The organism is Methylobacter sp., from assembly GCF_036845245.1.
Taxonomy (GTDB): Bacteria; Pseudomonadota; Gammaproteobacteria; order Methylococcales; family Methylomonadaceae; genus Methylobacter_A.
In genome coordinates this window covers 124,296-140,331 of record NZ_DAIUEH010000006.1, presented here as the reverse complement: position 1 = coordinate 140,331, position 16,036 = coordinate 124,296, and the positions used below count along the sequence as shown (strand labels likewise).

Here is a 16,036-nt window from a genome sequence, read left to right as displayed (position 1 = left end):
TATCCATTCCAGAATAATACGCCTTTTGGGGGGCGAGTGCGTAACATCAGTTAATGAGTCAATGCCAAGATTAGCCAGTTCATCCGCTCTGTCATTATCTTTGTCGCCTGAATGGCCTTTTATCCATGTCCATTCGATATTATGCCGTTGAATAGCGGCATCCAGTCTGCGCCACAGATCTTCATTTTTAACTGGTGCTCTGGAAGCTGTTTTCCAGCCGCGTTTTTTCCAGTTGATCATCCATTCAGTAATGCCTTGCAGTACATATTTTGAATCGGTATTGATATGTACGGAGCAAGGTTTGTTCAGGGTTTCCAGGGCTTGGATTGCCGCCATCAATTCCATGCGGTTGTTGGTGGTATCGGGGTCGCCGCCGTAAAGTTCCTTAACATTCCCTTTATAGTTGAGAATAACGCCCCAGCCTCCCGGTCCGGGGTTACCTCGGCAGGCGCCATCAGTGTAAATAATGACAGAATCAGTCATATCTGTTTAGCTGTGTAGTTGGTGCGTTAAGTGGGTTTGTTAAAATTAAACGAGGATTTAACGATTGTACGGGCGTTAATGGGATCAGGTTGTAACGGCGTTTGATAGCTTTAATCGCGTAAGCAGTCGATGTGAGCGAGTGGCCTCGGGTAATAAATTTTCCATGAGTTGACTTTACCGTGTCCAAGTTAAACTCAGACGATACGGTTACTTCAAAATTTAATAACTTTAGCCAGTCCAGAATTCTTGAGCGGGAAATAAAGTGTCCTCCCCATGAATCGGCCATTTTTTTGTCCCACATATATTGGTATCTAACCCATAGGCTCCAAGGATTAAAATTCAATACTACCAATACTCCTTCCGGCTTCAAAACACGTTCCACTTCCCGCATGGTTTGAAACCGAAAAGCATCAAACTCCAATAAATGCGGTACTATAATCATATCGATACAATTACTTTGCAAGGGCAGGCTGTATGCTTTGGCCTGGATTTTTCTTGCCTTATTGCAGCCTAGGCTTTTGGCATCGAGTATCGTAAAATTCTTGTATAAAGTGCAGTCGATAAACTCACTTTCCCAGCCTAATCCGCCAATCTGCAAGATGGTTTGCTGACAACTGACGGTAATAGACCGTTGTAAATAGTCGGCTTCAAGCTGTTGTAGCAGCTTGCCTCTAGGAGTTTGATACCAGGCAAATAAGAAATTACGTTTCATGTCCGAATTCTACACTATTTGACTTTGATGATTTTCAATAAAAACAAGCTATAATGATAACATCTTAATAATAAACTTCATTCTTAAAAGGCTTAGATGATGCGCGATAACTTTAACAGATCATTTAAATTTTTATTAGTATTGATCTTTTTAATCGCAACAGGCTGTTCTACAACCTCAAAAGACTCTTTTAACGATAGGCCGCCTGCCAGCGCTGAAACAGATAACAGCTATGTGAGACATGCGCTCCACCCATTCGGCAAACAAAAATATAACGTACCACCAAAGTACAAGAATACGGTTTGGGAACGGTTATTGTCGTTATATTCTCTTCCCAATATTGAAAATGAGCGTATTGAGCGTGAGTTAAACTGGTATTTACGTCATCCTGCCTATCTTGCCAGGGTTCAGCAACGGGCGGAACCTTATTTGCATCTTATTCTTGATGAAGTCGAAGCAAAAAACATCCCCGGTGAACTGGCTTTATTGCCAATAGTTGAGAGCGCCTTTCTACCTGAAGCTTATTCAAAAAGCGATGCATCAGGGCTCTGGCAATTTATACCGGCTACCGGTCGACTATATGGTCTTCAACAAAACGCTTGGTATGATGGTCGCCGCGATGTTTATGCCTCAACCAAAGCCGCAACTTCTTTTCTCAAGCATTTAGGTGAGACTTTTGATGGTGACTGGCATCTTGCGTTGGCCTCTTATAATTATGGCAAAGGCAATATAAGAAAAGCGATAGAAAAAAACGAAAACCTCAACCTGCCAACCGATTACTGGTCATTAGATCTTCCCAAGGAAACCGAGGACTATGTGCCGCGGCTGCTCGCTATTGCCAAAATATTTGCCAATGCCGAAAAATACAATATTGATTTACAACACATCCCCAATAAACCCTATTGTGAACTTGTTGATGTCAAATCCCAACTGGATTTGAACAAAGCCGCCGAACTGGCTAATACGCCGCTGAATGAGTTTTTAAAATTAAATCCCGGCTTTAACCACTCAAGTACCGCGCCGCAAGGGCCGCATCACTTACTAATCCCTGTGGATAAAGCACATTCATTCAAACAAAATCTGGCTCAATTGCCTTATGATGAAAGGGTCGATATGAAGCGCTACCATGATGAAACGATGGCGCAAAATCGGCACGATCAAATCCAAAGCATCCCAAACCAACATAAAGTTAAGGCAGGAGAGAGCCTTGCATCTATTGCGGATAAAAATGATACAACGGCCAAATCAATCCGTCAGGCTAACCATTTGACGAGCAATGCTATCCATTCCGGTATGCTGTTAAAGATGCCTACTCCACAAAAATCAACCGATAACCAAGTCGACGCCAAAATAGCTAAAACTAAACCTGAAAGTTCCCAGATCTATGTTGTAAAACAAGGCGACACATTCTGGAATGTCGCACAGAAATTTTCGGTTAGCGTTAATGATATCCAGAGCTGGAACAAAATCCCCTCAAAATCGGCATTGGTTTTAGGTCAGAAGCTGACCATTAAAGCCGCCAATCAACAGGCAGTAGCTGTAGCGTCAAAGGCTGTAGTTCCATCTGCAGCAGGGATTCGTTTGATTAGTTATACCGTTAAACAAGGCGATTCACTAGCGCAAATTTCCCGTAAATTTAATGTTTCAATCGCAGACCTGCGTAAATGGAATTCACCAACAATAAGCAATTCGCTTACTCCAGGTAAAAAGCTGAAGGTGATTCTTAATACTTGATCGGTGGCTGTACAAGTACATGCCTTGGATCGCGATTTTTGGAAGTCCTCAACCTGTGTGAAGGCATAGGATCTACATAATTCGTCATCCTTGTTAGGATGACGATAATACAATGTGTACCGATGCCGTATTTTTAAGGAGAGAAATAAAGCCGTATTCGGGCTTTCAATTACAGGAAGCAGAGAAGTTAGCCGTTCGTGGTGTGAGCCCTTCGGTTATGCTCAGGAGAGTCTTGTCGAATTATGGAACGGCTTAACTGTTCAAGAAGTATGATCGATTCAGAGTCCGATTAACGCCGCGCTTAAAGTATTTACCATAGCGTCATTGCCGCGGGTTTTAACATAATCAATCACTACCGGGATAAACTGTTGCATCATCGCAGGCGACATGCCTTGCTGCTGAAAAGCGGAGATCACAGAAACTAAATTCCCCGCCGTTCCGCCCGAAGCGCCCGCTATTGAAGACAAGCGGCCCGCTAAACCGCCACTTGGCTGAGATAGGGCAGGCACTGCTCCCAGCATTCCTTCCATGCCCGGCACCGCCTGTTCCAGCTGAGTAAACTCATCTGCCTGCATTTTGTTTTTAGCGATTTGAAACAAAGCGCCTGCGCCTCCCTGAGCCTGGGCCTGGGTTACACCTGTCCGTTGCATTAATAATTCAGCCAGGCTGCCGGGCTGCACTGTCTGAGCCGCAGTAACAGCCTGTTGACCCTGCTGCAAGGCTTGGCCTGTATTATTCGGCTGACCATTACTATTATTAACAGCATTAAGCATATCTTTCCAATTTGCTGCACCAGCATTGTTGACCAGTACGACTGAAATGGCTAGCGACGCACAGAGCGTTAGAACCGTTTTTTGCTGCATATTTTCCTCTCATTGAGATTGAGCACTGTTTAAAAAGCCGATAATATCGGGAAAAACTTATATTATGATTAAATATTATCAATGCATAGTCATTTACCGTACCGACATATATCCTCCAAATATACCATTTTTGGATAAAACAATCTGCCAAAGCTGATTTTCACACGACCGAAATGCGCCTGCACAAGACATTAAATAATATTTCCACATCCGGTAAAAACGCTCGTCATAATTGCCGGCGATACTGCTCCAACCGGCTTTAAAATTATCAAACCAGCTCATTAAGGTCCTATCGTAATCAGCGCCAAAACTATGTAAATCCTCCAAAATAAATGTGTCTTCAATGGCTTTGCCAATTTGTTTGATGGAAGGAAGCATTCCTCCGGGGAAAATATATTTTTCCATCCAGGGGTCAACATTAATGACCGATCTATTGCCGCCTATGGTGTGTAAAAGAAACAGGCCGTCATCTTTTAGACATTTTCTTGCAACGCTCATGTAGTCGACATAGTTTTTGTAGCCAACGTGTTCAAACATGCCAACCGATACAATATGATCAAAGGTTTCGTTGAGATTACGATAATCGATCAAGCGTATTTCAATAGGAAGATTGGTGCATAGGGATTGACTCAAAGCGTGTTGTTCATCCGACAGGGTAATTCCCACGCAAGAGACCTGATAATGTTCAGCCGCATATTTCATGAAGCCACCCCAGCCGCAGCCCATATCAAGTATTTTTTGACCCGGTTGTAAATTTAGTTTCCTGCATATCAAATCGAATTTATGTTCCTGTGCTTGCTCCAAAGTATTGGCTTTGCGCCAATAGCCGCAGCTGTAAGTCAGGCTTTTATCGAGCATTGCTCTGTATAAATCATTACCAATATCGTTGGTGTTTGATGATATGAGAAGTGAGATGTTTGCTTTGCTGATTGGAAAAATAAGCCAGCAGGCTTTTTTTGATAACGTGCGGATTCAAAGAGACTTTCTTTTTAATTTTGGCTAAACAGATTTTGTAAAATAACTCGTCGAGCCGGTCTGAATCCCACCATTTATCCATATAGGCTTCACCGAGTCCCACAGAGCCTTGAGTGAGGACTCTTTCATACAACTTGGTGTTATAGACACGAATATCCCAAGGGTTATTGCCATTAAAAGCTATGTTCGATCCTTCCAGTAGTTTTTCTAGTTTTGATTTGAATTTATTATATTTATTATTAATTAAATTACTCATAGTCATTACCTAACCAGACCCGAAATATAGGTATTCCCGGCTATATTTCAGTTAAATAAACAAACGGTTTTTACTAACCGCAAGACTGCTATGATAATAAAAATTGAATTTTGTTGGCAAATTGCAGATGTGTAGGGCTAATCGGAGTCACTAAGCACCGGATTCCGCAAGCCCCAGCGGGCTACTTGCTCGGCTTGAGAAAAAGATAATTTGAAATATGAGGCGGATACCAGTGGTAGGTAAGTTCGACTAATATCTCCCCTTCAGCTTTTCCAACGCCTGCAACTGATTTCTGGAGCGGGTCAAAGCACAGGTCGATCGGAGCCATCAGCCCGCACTGAAAATCTGTTAGGCAGAGTTTTACGGTCTTTCAATATTGATAGCAAATTTTTTATGCTGGAATTAGACGCATAAAAATAAGAGCCGTCATCACCGACAGGCATGTTCAATAAGCAAATAATTTTCCGACTGCATATCGATCAACCTAGACACTGTCCGTTCGAATTCAAATGAGCCTTCGCCGACGGTATAAAGTTCCTGGGCCGCTACTTCGGCAGTGCAGATCAGTTTCACCTTATGCTCGTACAGCGCATCAATCAGTGTGACAAAGCGTTTGGCTTCGTTGCATTTTTCTTTGGTCAGTTTAGGAATGTCAGACAGAATCAGGATGTCGAAGCGGTTGCCGATTTCCAGATAATCGGCAGGGCCTAAGGCATGCATGCAGAGCTCCTCAAAGGAGGTGAGGGCAACGTTGCCGTATACCGCAGACAACGACACTTTCCTACCTAAGACTTCCACAACGCCCGGTTTCAAAGGGGCAAAATGGGTCAATTCGTTATAACTTTGCCGTATGAATTCTGTGGACTGTTGATCCAGCGGATAATAATAAGTTGTCTTTAGCGCGTGTAAGTGGCTGAGCCGGTAATCCTGGTCTGCAACCAGTTCTATGACTGTGGCTTTTTCTTGTAGGAGTCCGACAAAAGGAAGGAATAACTCCCGTTGCAAGCCGGCATGATAAAGCTCATTGGGATGACAGTTGGAGGTAATTACAACCACGATGCCCAATTCGAACAGCTTGCGAAACAATCGCACCAGGATCATCGCATCGGCGATGTCGGAGACATGAAACTCGTCAAAGCAAAGCAGCCGTTCCGATGTCCTGATATGTTTGGCTAATGCTGAAATCGCATCGGTATTGTTCTGCCTGCGCCATTGGTGGACGAAGGCGTGGACTTCGAGCATGAACGCATGAAAATGCACCCGGCGTTTTTGGCGGATAGGGCAGGCTTCATAAAATAAATCCATCAACATCGACTTGCCGCGGCCTACGTCGCCGAATATATACAGGCTTTGGAAATCGGCCGGTTTGGACCGGAAGAGTTTATGCAGGAGGGATTTTTGGTTATAGTTGACCGTTATCAGTAAGTTGTCGAGTAAGGTTTGCAGGTGATGCAGGGCTGTGATTTGTGCCGGTTCGTATTGGATGTGGCCTTGCGCTACTAGGAAGTTGTATTGCTTTTCCAGTGAGTTTGGTTGGTTCTCGGAGTGTTCAGCCGGTATTTGGCGGAAAGGCTTTTTTAGCATAAGTTAGGTGTTACTCGTTCCCACGCGCCGCATGGGAATGCAGTTAAGGCGCGTTGCGCCACGGCTTGGTGCAGCGATTGATAATGTAGCCAGTACAAGTACGGGACGCAATGCGTCCACCATGGCGTTCCCATGCGGCGCGTGGGAACGCCATGGTTTTATGCTTAGATCTGCGCAACCCCATCAGCTTTTTGCCGATAACTATCCATTTTGTCAAAGTTCAAATAACGATAGGTATCCTCGGCGGTTTCGTTAATCTGTCCGGCATAGTGCATATATTCGTCGACAGTCGGAATTTTGCCCAAAAGCGAACACACCGCCGCCAGTTCCGCCGATGACAAATACACATTCGCGCCATTGCCCAGACGGTTAGGGAAGTTGCGTGTCGAGGTGGAAACTACCGTTGCGTTTTCGGCGACTCGCGCCTGATTGCCCATACATAATGAACAACCCGGCATTTCGGTGCGCGCACCGGCTTTGCCGAAGGTACTGTAATAGCCTTCCTCGGTTAATTGGGTCTGATCCATTTTGGTAGGAGGCGCGACCCACAAGCGAGTCGGCAGTTCACCCGTTTGCTTTTCCAGTAATTTACCGGCAGCGCGGAAATGGCCGATATTGGTCATGCAGGAACCTAAAAACACTTCATCGATTTTAGTCCCTGCGACAGCGGACAGTGGTTTTATGTCATCAGGGTCGTTAGGGCAGGCCAGTAAAGGCTCCTTGATTTCAGTCATATCGATTTCGATGACTTCAAAGTATTTGGCATCCGCATCAGGTTGCAGTAATACCGGATTAGCCAGCCATTCTTCCATGGCTTTGATCCGGCGTTCCAGAGTACGTACATCGCCGTAACCTTCGGCAATCATCCATTTCAGCAAGGTGATGTTCGAATTCAAGTACTCGCGGATCGGCGCTTCATTCAAACGCACCGTACAGCCACCGGCAGAACGCTCGGCCGACGCATCGGACAATTCAAAAGCCTGCTCCACTTTTAAATTCGGCAAGCCTTCGATTTCCAGGATACGGCCTGAAAATACATTAAGCTTGCCCTGTTTTTCAACGGTCAGTAAGTCGCGCTGAATCGCCGCATAAGGAATCGCATTGACCAGATCGCGCAAGGTAATGCCCGGTTGCATTTCGCCTTTAAAACGGACTAGAACCGATTCCGGCATATCCAGCGGCATCACGCCAGTTGCCGCGGCAAACGCGACCAATCCTGAACCGGCCGGGAATGAAATGCCGATTGGAAAGCGGGTATGCGAATCGCCGCCGGTGCCGACCGTATCCGGCAACAGCATCCGGTTTAGCCAGGAATGGATAATGCCGTCGCCGGGACGCAACGACACGCCGCCGCGGTTCATGATGAAGTCCGGTAGCGTATGCTGCATGGTGACGTCAATCGGTTTCGGATACGCTGCGGTATGGCAGAATGATTGCAATACCAAGTCGGCTGAAAAACCCAAGCAAGCCAAATCTTTCAATTCGTCGCGAGTCATAGGGCCGGTAGTGTCTTGAGAACCCACGGTGGTCATGCGTGGTTCGCAATACGTGTTCGGACGAACGCCTGCAACGCCACAGGCTTGGCCGACCATTTTCTGCGCCAGCGTATAACCCTTGCCGCTGTCTTTAGCATCAACCGGACGAGAGAAAACCGTCGATGCAGACAAGCCCAGCACCTTACGAGCGCGATCTGTTAGCCCCCGGCCGATAATTAACGGAATACGTCCACCGGCGCGCACTTCGTCCAGGATCACGTCTGTTTTCAGTTCGAATTTGCAGATCAGTTCGCCGTTATCGTGACGCTTAACTTCGCCCGCATACGGATAAATGTCGATTACATCGCCCATCGCCATTTGAGCAACATCGCATTCAAAGGGCAGGGCGCCTGAATCTTCCATGGTATTAAAGAAAATCGGTGCGATTTTACCGCCGATACAAACCCCGCCTTCACGCTTGTTCGGAATGTATGGAATATCGTTGCCCATGAACCACAATACCGAATTGGTCGCCGATTTACGTGAAGAACCGGTACCGACCACATCGCCGACATAAGCCACCGGAAAACCTTTTTGCTTGAGTTCGGCGATTTGCTGTTCGGCGTTGGTGATGCCCTCGCGCGGCATTTTCAGCATGGCTTTGGCATGTAACGGAATATCAGGTCGCGACCAGGCGTCGGGAGCCGGTGACAGATCGTCGGTATTGGTTTCGCCGGTTACTTTAAATACGGTGACAGTCAGTTTTTCAGGCATTTTCGGCTTACTGGTGAACCATTCGGCTTCGGCCCAGGAGTTAATCACCTGTTTGGCGAACGGATTACCGGCATCCGCTTTTTCTTGCACATCGTGGAAAGCGTCGAATATCAGCAAGGTATGGGATAGCGCTTTGGCCGCAATCGGAGCCAGCGCTTTGTTATCCAATAATTGAATCAACGGCGCGATGTTATAACCGCCCAACATGGTACCCAACAGTTCGGTGGCGCGGGCCGCATCCAAAATAGGCGAACTGACTTCACCTTTTGCAATGGCTGCCAGGAATCCGGCTTTAACATATGCCGCTTCATCAACGCCGGCAGGAACGCGGTTGGCCAGCAGATCGAGTATGAATTCTTGTTCACCTGCGGGCGGTTGTTTAACCAGTTCAACCAAAGCGGCGACCTGTTCTGCATCAAGCGGCTTGGGGACGATGCCTTCGGCAGCGCGTTCTGCTACGTGTTTACGGTATTGTTCTAGCATGGGGAATTCCTGGAAGATGGTTTAAAACTGTTGATTTTTGATCGTACTCACGCTGAGAGTTCATTGTTAATCGTTGCGCTAGCATCCACCGCCTATATTGAATGCTCCACTGGAGCATCGAGTGCTGCATTCCCACGCCGGAGCCGTGGGAATGATAAAGTTACTATTTCATCGCCGCAACAATCGCATTCCCCATTTCAATCGTTCCGCATTTCGATTGCGGATTCAAATCGGGCGTAACAAACTGGCCTTCATTAACCACTTTTTCAACCGCCGCTTTTATTTTTGAGGCAGCTTCATGTTCACCAAGATGATCCAGCATCATCACGCCAGCCATGATAACGGCGGTAGGATTAGCCAGGTTTTTCCCGGTGATATCCGGCGCACTGCCGTGTACGGCTTCAAACAATGCCGCGTCATTACCGATATTGGCGCCGGGAATTAGGCCCAGTCCACCGACCAGACCTGCGGTCAAGTCGGACAGGATGTCGCCGAACATGTTGGTGCAGACAATAACGTCAAATTGCGATGGGTCCATCACCATGTGCATGCAGGCGGCATCAATAATTTTTTCGTCAAACTGAATGTCGGGATAACGTGCGGCAGTTTCTCTGGCGACATCCAGGAACAGTCCTTGGGTAAATTTTAAAATATTGGCTTTATGGCAAACGGTGACTTTTTTACGATTGTTATCCTGCGCGTATTTAAACGCATAGTCGATCACGCGTTGCGAACCGGTTCGGGTGACTACGGCCAGGCTTTCCGCGATGTCTTTTTTAGGCGTTAGATAATGCTCAAGCCCTGCGTAGAGTCCTTCGGTATTTTCCCTGACGATAACAATATCAACATCGTTATAACGGGTGTTCACGCCGGCCCAGCTTTTGGCGGGGCGGACGTTGGCGTAAAGTTCATATTTCTGCCGCAATGCTACGTTAATGCTTCTAAACCCGGAACCACCGACAACAGTGGTTAGCGGGCCTTTAAATGCCAGGCGGGTTTTGTCTATCGATGCCATGGTTTCATCCGGCAGCGGTGTGCCGAATTGTTCGAAAGCAGCCAAACCGGCATAGGCTTCTTCCCACTGAATTTTTACGCCGGATGCGTCAATAACTTTAACCGCTTCATCCATTATCGATGGGCCAATTCCATCACCTTTTATCAACGTAACTGCGTGCATTCATTTCTCCAAGTTAAAAAAACAGATCTTCTTGTGAATTATAGTGCTTTAAGCCTGTCTTTATCTAGCTGCGCTGGTTAAATGGTGCAATTCACTAAAAGGTGCAAATCGCAACGCTTTTGCTATGATGCCTTAGTCCGTGGAGACGTCGCCTAATGCGCCTGTTGTTGGTGCGGTATGACGTCGCTACCTTGCGCAACATTACTCAATATTATTTGAAGGAGTTGTTATGGCTAGTCTCTCACTCAATCCCCCTGCAAACGGAAGTGCTATCACTATGCAAAACGGCAAGCTTGTCGTGCCGGATAATCCGATTATTCCATTCATTGAGGGTGACGGTACCGGGCCGGATATTTGGCGAGCCACTGTTCGCGTTTTGGACGCGGCCGTTGCCAGCACCTATTCCGGGCAAAAGAAAATTCATTGGATGGAAGTATACGCAGGAGAAAAAGCCCATCGCTTGTTCGATACCTGGCTTCCCGATGAAACCGTCGAGGCCTGCAAGAAATATTTGGTATCCATTAAAGGCCCATTAACTACTCCGGTAGGCGGCGGCATTAGGTCCCTGAATGTGGCTTTGCGTCAAATATTGGATATGTATGTGTGTTTGCGACCGGTAAGATGGTTTCAGGGAGTACCTTCGCCGGTTAAGAATCCAGGCGCTGTTGATATGGTGATTTTCAGGGAAAACACTGAGGACATTTACGCCGGTATCGAGTTTGAACAAGGCAGCGACGATGTAAAGATTTTTTTAAATTTGTTAAAAGAGAATTTCCCCAAGCAATACGCAAAAATCCGTTTTCCGGAAACGGCGGGCATCGGGATAAAACCGGTATCGCGGGAAGGTACGGAGCGCCTGATTCGTTCGGCTATCGAGTATGCGATCGTCAATAAGCGCAAGTCCCTGACGATTGTACATAAAGGCAACATTATGAAATTTACCGAAGGGGCATTTCGTAAATGGGCCTATGAGTTGGCGGAGAGCGAATATCATGAGCATATCTATACCTGGGAGCACTGGGAAAAAACCCGTGCCGAGTTTGGCGTAGAGGCTGCAAATAAGGTTCAGGCCGAAGCGTTGGCAAAAGGGCGTATTTTCATTAAAGACGCTATTGCTGATATTACCTTACAGCAAGTCCTGACCCGGCCTGAAGATTTTGATGTGATCGCTACATTGAATTTGAACGGCGACTATTTATCCGATGCGTTGGCCGCACAGGTCGGCGGAATCGGTATTGCTCCCGGTGGAAATATCAATTATCAAACCGGCACCGCTGTTTTTGAGGCCACGCATGGCACGGCGCCTAAATATGCCGACCTGGACAAAGTCAATCCCGGTTCGCTGATCCTGTCCGGCGAAATGATGCTGCGCTATATGGGCTGGACTGAAGCAGCCGATGCGGTCATCAATGCGATGGATGCCGCCATCTCCAGTAAAAGGGTGACGTATGACTTTGCCCGGTTGATGGAATGGGCGACAGAAGTCAAATGTAGCGAGTTTGCCGATGTATTGATTGGAAATATGAAATAGTGCTCAAGGATAAAAGGGAGGCGTTGCACATGATTTTTAGGTAATGTTACGAATGGATGGCAGTTGGTTTTGATCTTATTATTGAGAACAAGTTGATCGTATTTCAACTTGTTCTCAATGGATAACTTCTTTTCAATATGGCTTTTGAAACCGTAAATAAGCTTTGTTGGGTTTGGCTGTAAAAGGAGTTTAGGTAAATCAAATGCATCCGGAGTAAAGGTTATGGCGGAAAAAGCAGCGCGAAAACAAGTACGTTACGAAAGAAACGATATCAATGCTGTGTTAAAAAAAACACCTGTTTTCTTGAACCGGGAACAACCGGTAAAAATTCTTAATATCAGTAAACAAGGCATCGCCATCTGTAGCAATCAGGCATTAAAAAGAAACAATCGCCTTAAAATAACGCTTAGTTTTTTAAAAGGCGATAGCTTTTTTCTTAATGGACAGGTTGTGCATTCGTTTAATAAGCCGAGCAATTCAGAGGATGCTGAGTTTGTAGAATTGTTTCTTGAGGGAACTGCCACCCCTATCGCATTGCCTTTTAAATACGGCATCCATTTTGAACAACATTATCCCCAATTCAGGGATTATCTTATTGAGTCAGGCTGTAAAAACGGCTTTGAAGTTCAGCGGCGAGGCTTTTATCAACGGCAAACGCGTCTTAAATAATTTCACGGCTTAGCTCGTTTTATTTCTTATTGCCCAATAGGGATTTTAGATCTGCAAACGGGTTATGGGTAGCGGCAGGCGTAGCTGACTTGCCAGCTTTTGAGCCGTCAAAACGGGTTTCTTCGTATCTTGAATGCTCGTTATCATGGCAATAAAGGCACAATAATTCCCAATTACTACCGTCGGACGGATTATCGTCGTGATTATGGTTCTTATGATGCACTGTCAATTCAGTCAGGTTTTTATGATCGAATTCACGCGCACATCGACCGCATACCCAAGGATATAACTTAAGAGCCTGTCCGCGATAAGACTGCTCCCTGAGCTCCTGATTGCGCCGCGCATCGGTCACGATTTGATCTAGCTTATTTCTATCGGGTTGAGTTTTTTTGATAGTCATATAAATGTCTTCTGTAGTTTGCGGCTTAGTCACGCTAAGCCGGTATATTTAAATTTTAACAGAAAAACAGCAAAGGATAGCGATTGACTTTATTGATTTATAAGGCGATCGATTAGTTTTGGAAAAATTAGCAAGTAATGGCGGCTTAAAAAATTTATACTTAAAAGTGGTTAATAAAAGTCTTTAAGGTGACAAATGGATAAACGAACATTTACAAACCGATTGGTCGTTCTCGATACTGAAACGACCGGATTAAATCCGCAGGAAGGGCATCGAATTATTGAAATTGGCTGTGTCGAGCTGGTTAATCGCCGCTTAACCGGCAAACGCTTTCATGCTTATATTAATCCCGAGCGGATAATCGATGACGGCGCTATTGAAGTTCACGGCATTACCAATGAATTTTTACAGGATAAACCTTATTTTGCGGATGTCGTTAAGGACTTTATTGCATTTATTCGGGATGCCGAGTTAGTTATTCATAATGCGCCGTTTGATGTCGGCTTTATTAATTATGAATTTTCGAGGTTGGGTAACGAGGTCGGCAATGTCGCCGATTACAGTAAAGTATTCGATACGTTGACTTACGCCAGGAAAAAGCATCCGGGACAGCGTAATAGCTTGGATGCATTATGTAAACGTTATGGTATCGATAACAGTCATCGGGACCTGCATGGCGCTTTGCTGGATGCTGAAATTCTGGCCGATGTGTTTTTATTGATGACGGGCGGACAGTCTTCATTGCTGGATGAAGGGCAGAGAAGGCAGGAAGAGCAGGCTGTGGATAGGGAGATTAAATTTTTACCGACGGACCGTCCCGCATTAAAAATCATACGCTGTTCGGAAGAAGAATTAAGCGCGCACCAACAACGTCTGGAGGCTATCGAAAAAGCCGGCGGCGTTTGCATTTGGAATCAGTAAAACACCGGGCATAAACTTGGAAAAAACAATTCGTCCACAAAAAACACGAAAATATTCAAAGAGATAACGGGTTGTAGTTGGTTATCAAAGGGTGAATGGCTTAATCAATACGCTGTATTGATTAATTTCGTGTCTTTCGTGGCTCAGTCGTTAATTATTCAGCTTTCGGTTTTGCCCGTCTGGATGGTGAACCCACTCTTTTTTTGCTTTTGTCCACTTTTTTGGCGTCGTTATCATCGGATTTCGCCGCCTTTTTTGCATTTTCATCCATTTTGGATATGTTGAGTTGCTGACCTGCTACCCTGACTTTTTTCAATTCCTGAAACAATTCTTTCGGTATGCCCGCAGGTAACTCAACAGTGCTGTAGTCGTCCTGGATTCTAATACGGGCGATATGGTCGCCGTCAATCCCTGTCTCATTAGCTATGGCACCAACGATATTGCCGGGTTTTACGCCGTGATTGTGACCGACTTCAATGCGGTACATTTCCATTTCAATATCCGCTCCGCCGCCGAACGCACGTTTCGGTTTACGGTCTTTTTGCGGCCGGTCGGATCTTGACGATCTGTCATCCCTGGATGGTCTTTCATCGCGGCTATCTTTGGCTTTTTTAGGCAGGTTTTGCATTAACAGCGGGGTGTCGCCTTGAACCAGTTTTGCCAGCGCGGCGGCTATTTCCAATGCGGTTACATTGTGCTCGTGCTGGTATTGTTCAACCAGCTGACTGAAAAAGCTCAGTTCCTCAGCGGCCAAGGTGTCGGTGATATTTTGTTTAAAACGTGATATACGTTTGTTGTTAATGACTTCGGTTGAAGGTAAGCCCATTTCTTCAACTTTTTGCTTGGTCGCTTTTTCAATATTGGCCAGCAGGTTTCTTTCCCTGGGAGCGATAAACAAAATCGCGTCGCCGGTGCGTCCTGCGCGACCTGTTCTGCCGATGCGATGCACATAGGATTCGGTATCGTAAGGAATGTCGTAGTTGACGACATGGGTGATACGGTCTACATCCAGTCCGCGTGCAGCGACGTCAGTCGCAATCAAAATATCCAGTTTGCCGTTTTTCAGGTTGTTAATGGAGCGCTCGCGTAAGGCTTGAGACATATCGCCATTAATCGCGGCGGCTGAATAACCGCGTGCTTCCAGCTTTTCAGCCAGCTCAACCGTTGCCGTTTTGGTTCTGACGAAGATAATCATGCCGTCAAAGGTTTCGACTTCCAGAATACGGGTTAGCGCATCCAGTTTGTGCACGCCGCTGACCAACCAATAGCGTTGGCGTATGTTTTCGGCCGATGTAGTGGTGACCTTGATGGTGACATGTTCAGGCTCATTAAGATATTGCTGAGCGATTTTGCGAATAGCCGTCGGCATAGTCGCAGAAAACAGGGCGATTTGTCTTTGTTCGGGGATTTGGTCCAGAATCCATTCGACATCGTCAATAAAACCCATGCGCAGCATTTCATCGGCTTCATCAAGAACCAGATAACCGAGTCCGCTCAGGTTCAGCGTGCCTTTACGCATGTGATCCATGACCCGTCCCGGCGTGCCGACAACCACATGCGCGCCGCGTTTTAGCTGGCGTAATTGGGTGGTATAGTCTTGTCCGCCGTAGATAGGCAGAACATGAAAGCCCTTTAAATGTGCGGCATAGCGTTGAAACGCTTCTGCCACCTGAATGGCCAGTTCGCGGGTTGGCGCCAGAACCAGAACTTGCGGGTCTTTTTGCTTGAGGTCGATTCGCGACAAAATGGGTAATGCGAAGGCGGCGGTTTTACCGGTTCCTGTTTGTGCTTGCCCCAGAACGTCTTTGCCTTTCAGTAGGAGCGGGATGGTTTGTGCTTGTATGGGTGAGGGTGTTTCATAACCGACATCATTCAGTGCTCTTAGCACCGGTTCAATCAGGGCTAAATCACGGAAAGAGGGTAATGTAGAAACATCATTGGACATGGATTTACCTGTTGGAAATATAGAATGCGCGTAAGCGCGGAGAAATGTGTTTGT

Annotated in this window: 14 protein-coding genes; 4 read left to right on the top strand and 10 right to left on the bottom strand. The window is 46.2% G+C overall.

What is annotated here, in order from left to right; genetic code table 11:
• Together rnhA and V7051_RS04685 are read right to left on the bottom strand one after the other, a co-directional pair.
• Window positions 1–483 (bottom strand): ribonuclease HI (gene rnhA, locus V7051_RS04690; RefSeq protein ID WP_333873873.1); only part of this gene is annotated, 483 nt, incomplete at its 3' end.
• Window positions 476–1,195 (bottom strand): class I SAM-dependent methyltransferase, encoded by a 720-nt coding sequence (locus V7051_RS04685; RefSeq protein ID WP_333873872.1) that lies wholly within the window; start codon window positions 1,193–1,195, stop codon window positions 476–478. The genes V7051_RS04685 and rnhA, both read right to left, overlap by 8 nt.
• Window positions 1,196–1,294: 99 nt before the next feature.
• Between V7051_RS04685 and V7051_RS04680 the strand changes: the two genes are divergently transcribed.
• Window positions 1,295–2,929 (top strand): LysM peptidoglycan-binding domain-containing protein, encoded by a 1,635-nt coding sequence (locus V7051_RS04680; protein ID WP_442919726.1) that lies wholly within the window; start codon window positions 1,295–1,297, stop codon window positions 2,927–2,929.
• Between the two features lie 278 nt (window positions 2,930–3,207).
• On the opposite strand, the gene V7051_RS04675 is transcribed toward V7051_RS04680, so the two are convergent.
• The 6 genes from V7051_RS04675 to V7051_RS04650 all read right to left on the bottom strand — a co-directional run bounded on the left by V7051_RS04675 (window position 3,208) and on the right by V7051_RS04650 (window position 10,516).
• A complete protein-coding gene (locus V7051_RS04675; RefSeq protein ID WP_333873870.1) occupies window positions 3,208–3,792 on the bottom strand; it encodes a DUF2780 domain-containing protein in 585 nt (194 codons plus the stop codon).
• 93 nt (window positions 3,793–3,885) lie between these two features.
• On the bottom strand, window positions 3,886–4,674 hold the full coding sequence (cfa, locus tag V7051_RS04670; RefSeq protein ID WP_333873874.1) for a cyclopropane fatty acyl phospholipid synthase: 789 nt from the start codon (window positions 4,672–4,674) through the stop codon (window positions 3,886–3,888).
• On the bottom strand, window positions 4,667–5,023 hold the full coding sequence (locus V7051_RS04665) for a hypothetical protein (RefSeq protein WP_333873869.1): 357 nt from the start codon (window positions 5,021–5,023) through the stop codon (window positions 4,667–4,669). The genes cfa and V7051_RS04665 overlap by 8 nt, the downstream gene beginning before the upstream one ends.
• A 429-nt stretch (window positions 5,024–5,452) precedes the next feature.
• A complete protein-coding gene (gene zapE, locus V7051_RS04660) occupies window positions 5,453–6,607 on the bottom strand; it encodes a cell division protein ZapE (protein ID WP_333873868.1) in 1,155 nt (384 codons plus the stop codon).
• Window positions 6,608–6,771: 164 nt separating this feature from the next.
• Entirely contained in the window at window positions 6,772–9,339 is a 2,568-nt protein-coding gene (acnB, locus tag V7051_RS04655) for a bifunctional aconitate hydratase 2/2-methylisocitrate dehydratase (RefSeq protein ID WP_333873867.1), read from the bottom strand.
• A 163-nt stretch (window positions 9,340–9,502) separates the two neighbouring features.
• Window positions 9,503–10,516 (bottom strand): isocitrate/isopropylmalate dehydrogenase family protein, encoded by a 1,014-nt coding sequence (locus tag V7051_RS04650; protein ID WP_333873866.1) that lies wholly within the window; start codon window positions 10,514–10,516, stop codon window positions 9,503–9,505.
• Between the two features lie 229 nt (window positions 10,517–10,745).
• Between V7051_RS04650 and icd the strand changes: the two genes are divergently transcribed.
• On the top strand, window positions 10,746–12,047 hold the full coding sequence (gene icd / locus V7051_RS04645) for an NADP-dependent isocitrate dehydrogenase (RefSeq protein ID WP_333873865.1): 1,302 nt from the start codon (window positions 10,746–10,748) through the stop codon (window positions 12,045–12,047).
• Window positions 12,048–12,269: 222 nt separating this feature from the next.
• Window positions 12,270–12,716, top strand: a complete 447-nt coding sequence (locus tag V7051_RS04640) for a PilZ domain-containing protein (RefSeq protein WP_333873864.1) — start codon at window positions 12,270–12,272, stop codon at window positions 12,714–12,716.
• 19 nt (window positions 12,717–12,735) lie between these two features.
• Here V7051_RS04640 and V7051_RS04635 read toward each other — a convergent pair whose 3' ends face one another.
• Window positions 12,736–13,116, bottom strand: coding sequence for a YajD family HNH nuclease (locus V7051_RS04635; RefSeq protein ID WP_333873863.1), 381 nt, complete (start codon window positions 13,114–13,116; stop codon window positions 12,736–12,738).
• 195 nt (window positions 13,117–13,311) lie between these two features.
• Here V7051_RS04635 and dnaQ point away from each other — a divergent pair, with 195 nt between their 5' ends.
• Window positions 13,312–14,037, top strand: coding sequence for a DNA polymerase III subunit epsilon (gene dnaQ / locus V7051_RS04630; protein WP_333873862.1), 726 nt, complete (start codon window positions 13,312–13,314; stop codon window positions 14,035–14,037).
• A 154-nt stretch (window positions 14,038–14,191) separates the two neighbouring features.
• Here the strand turns inward: dnaQ and V7051_RS04625 are convergent, their stop codons facing one another.
• The gene (locus tag V7051_RS04625) at window positions 14,192–15,982 is read right to left on the bottom strand and encodes a DEAD/DEAH box helicase (protein WP_333873861.1); all 1,791 of its coding nucleotides are present in this window, start codon (window positions 15,980–15,982) and stop codon (window positions 14,192–14,194) included.
• Window positions 15,983–16,036: the final 54 nt, after the last annotated feature.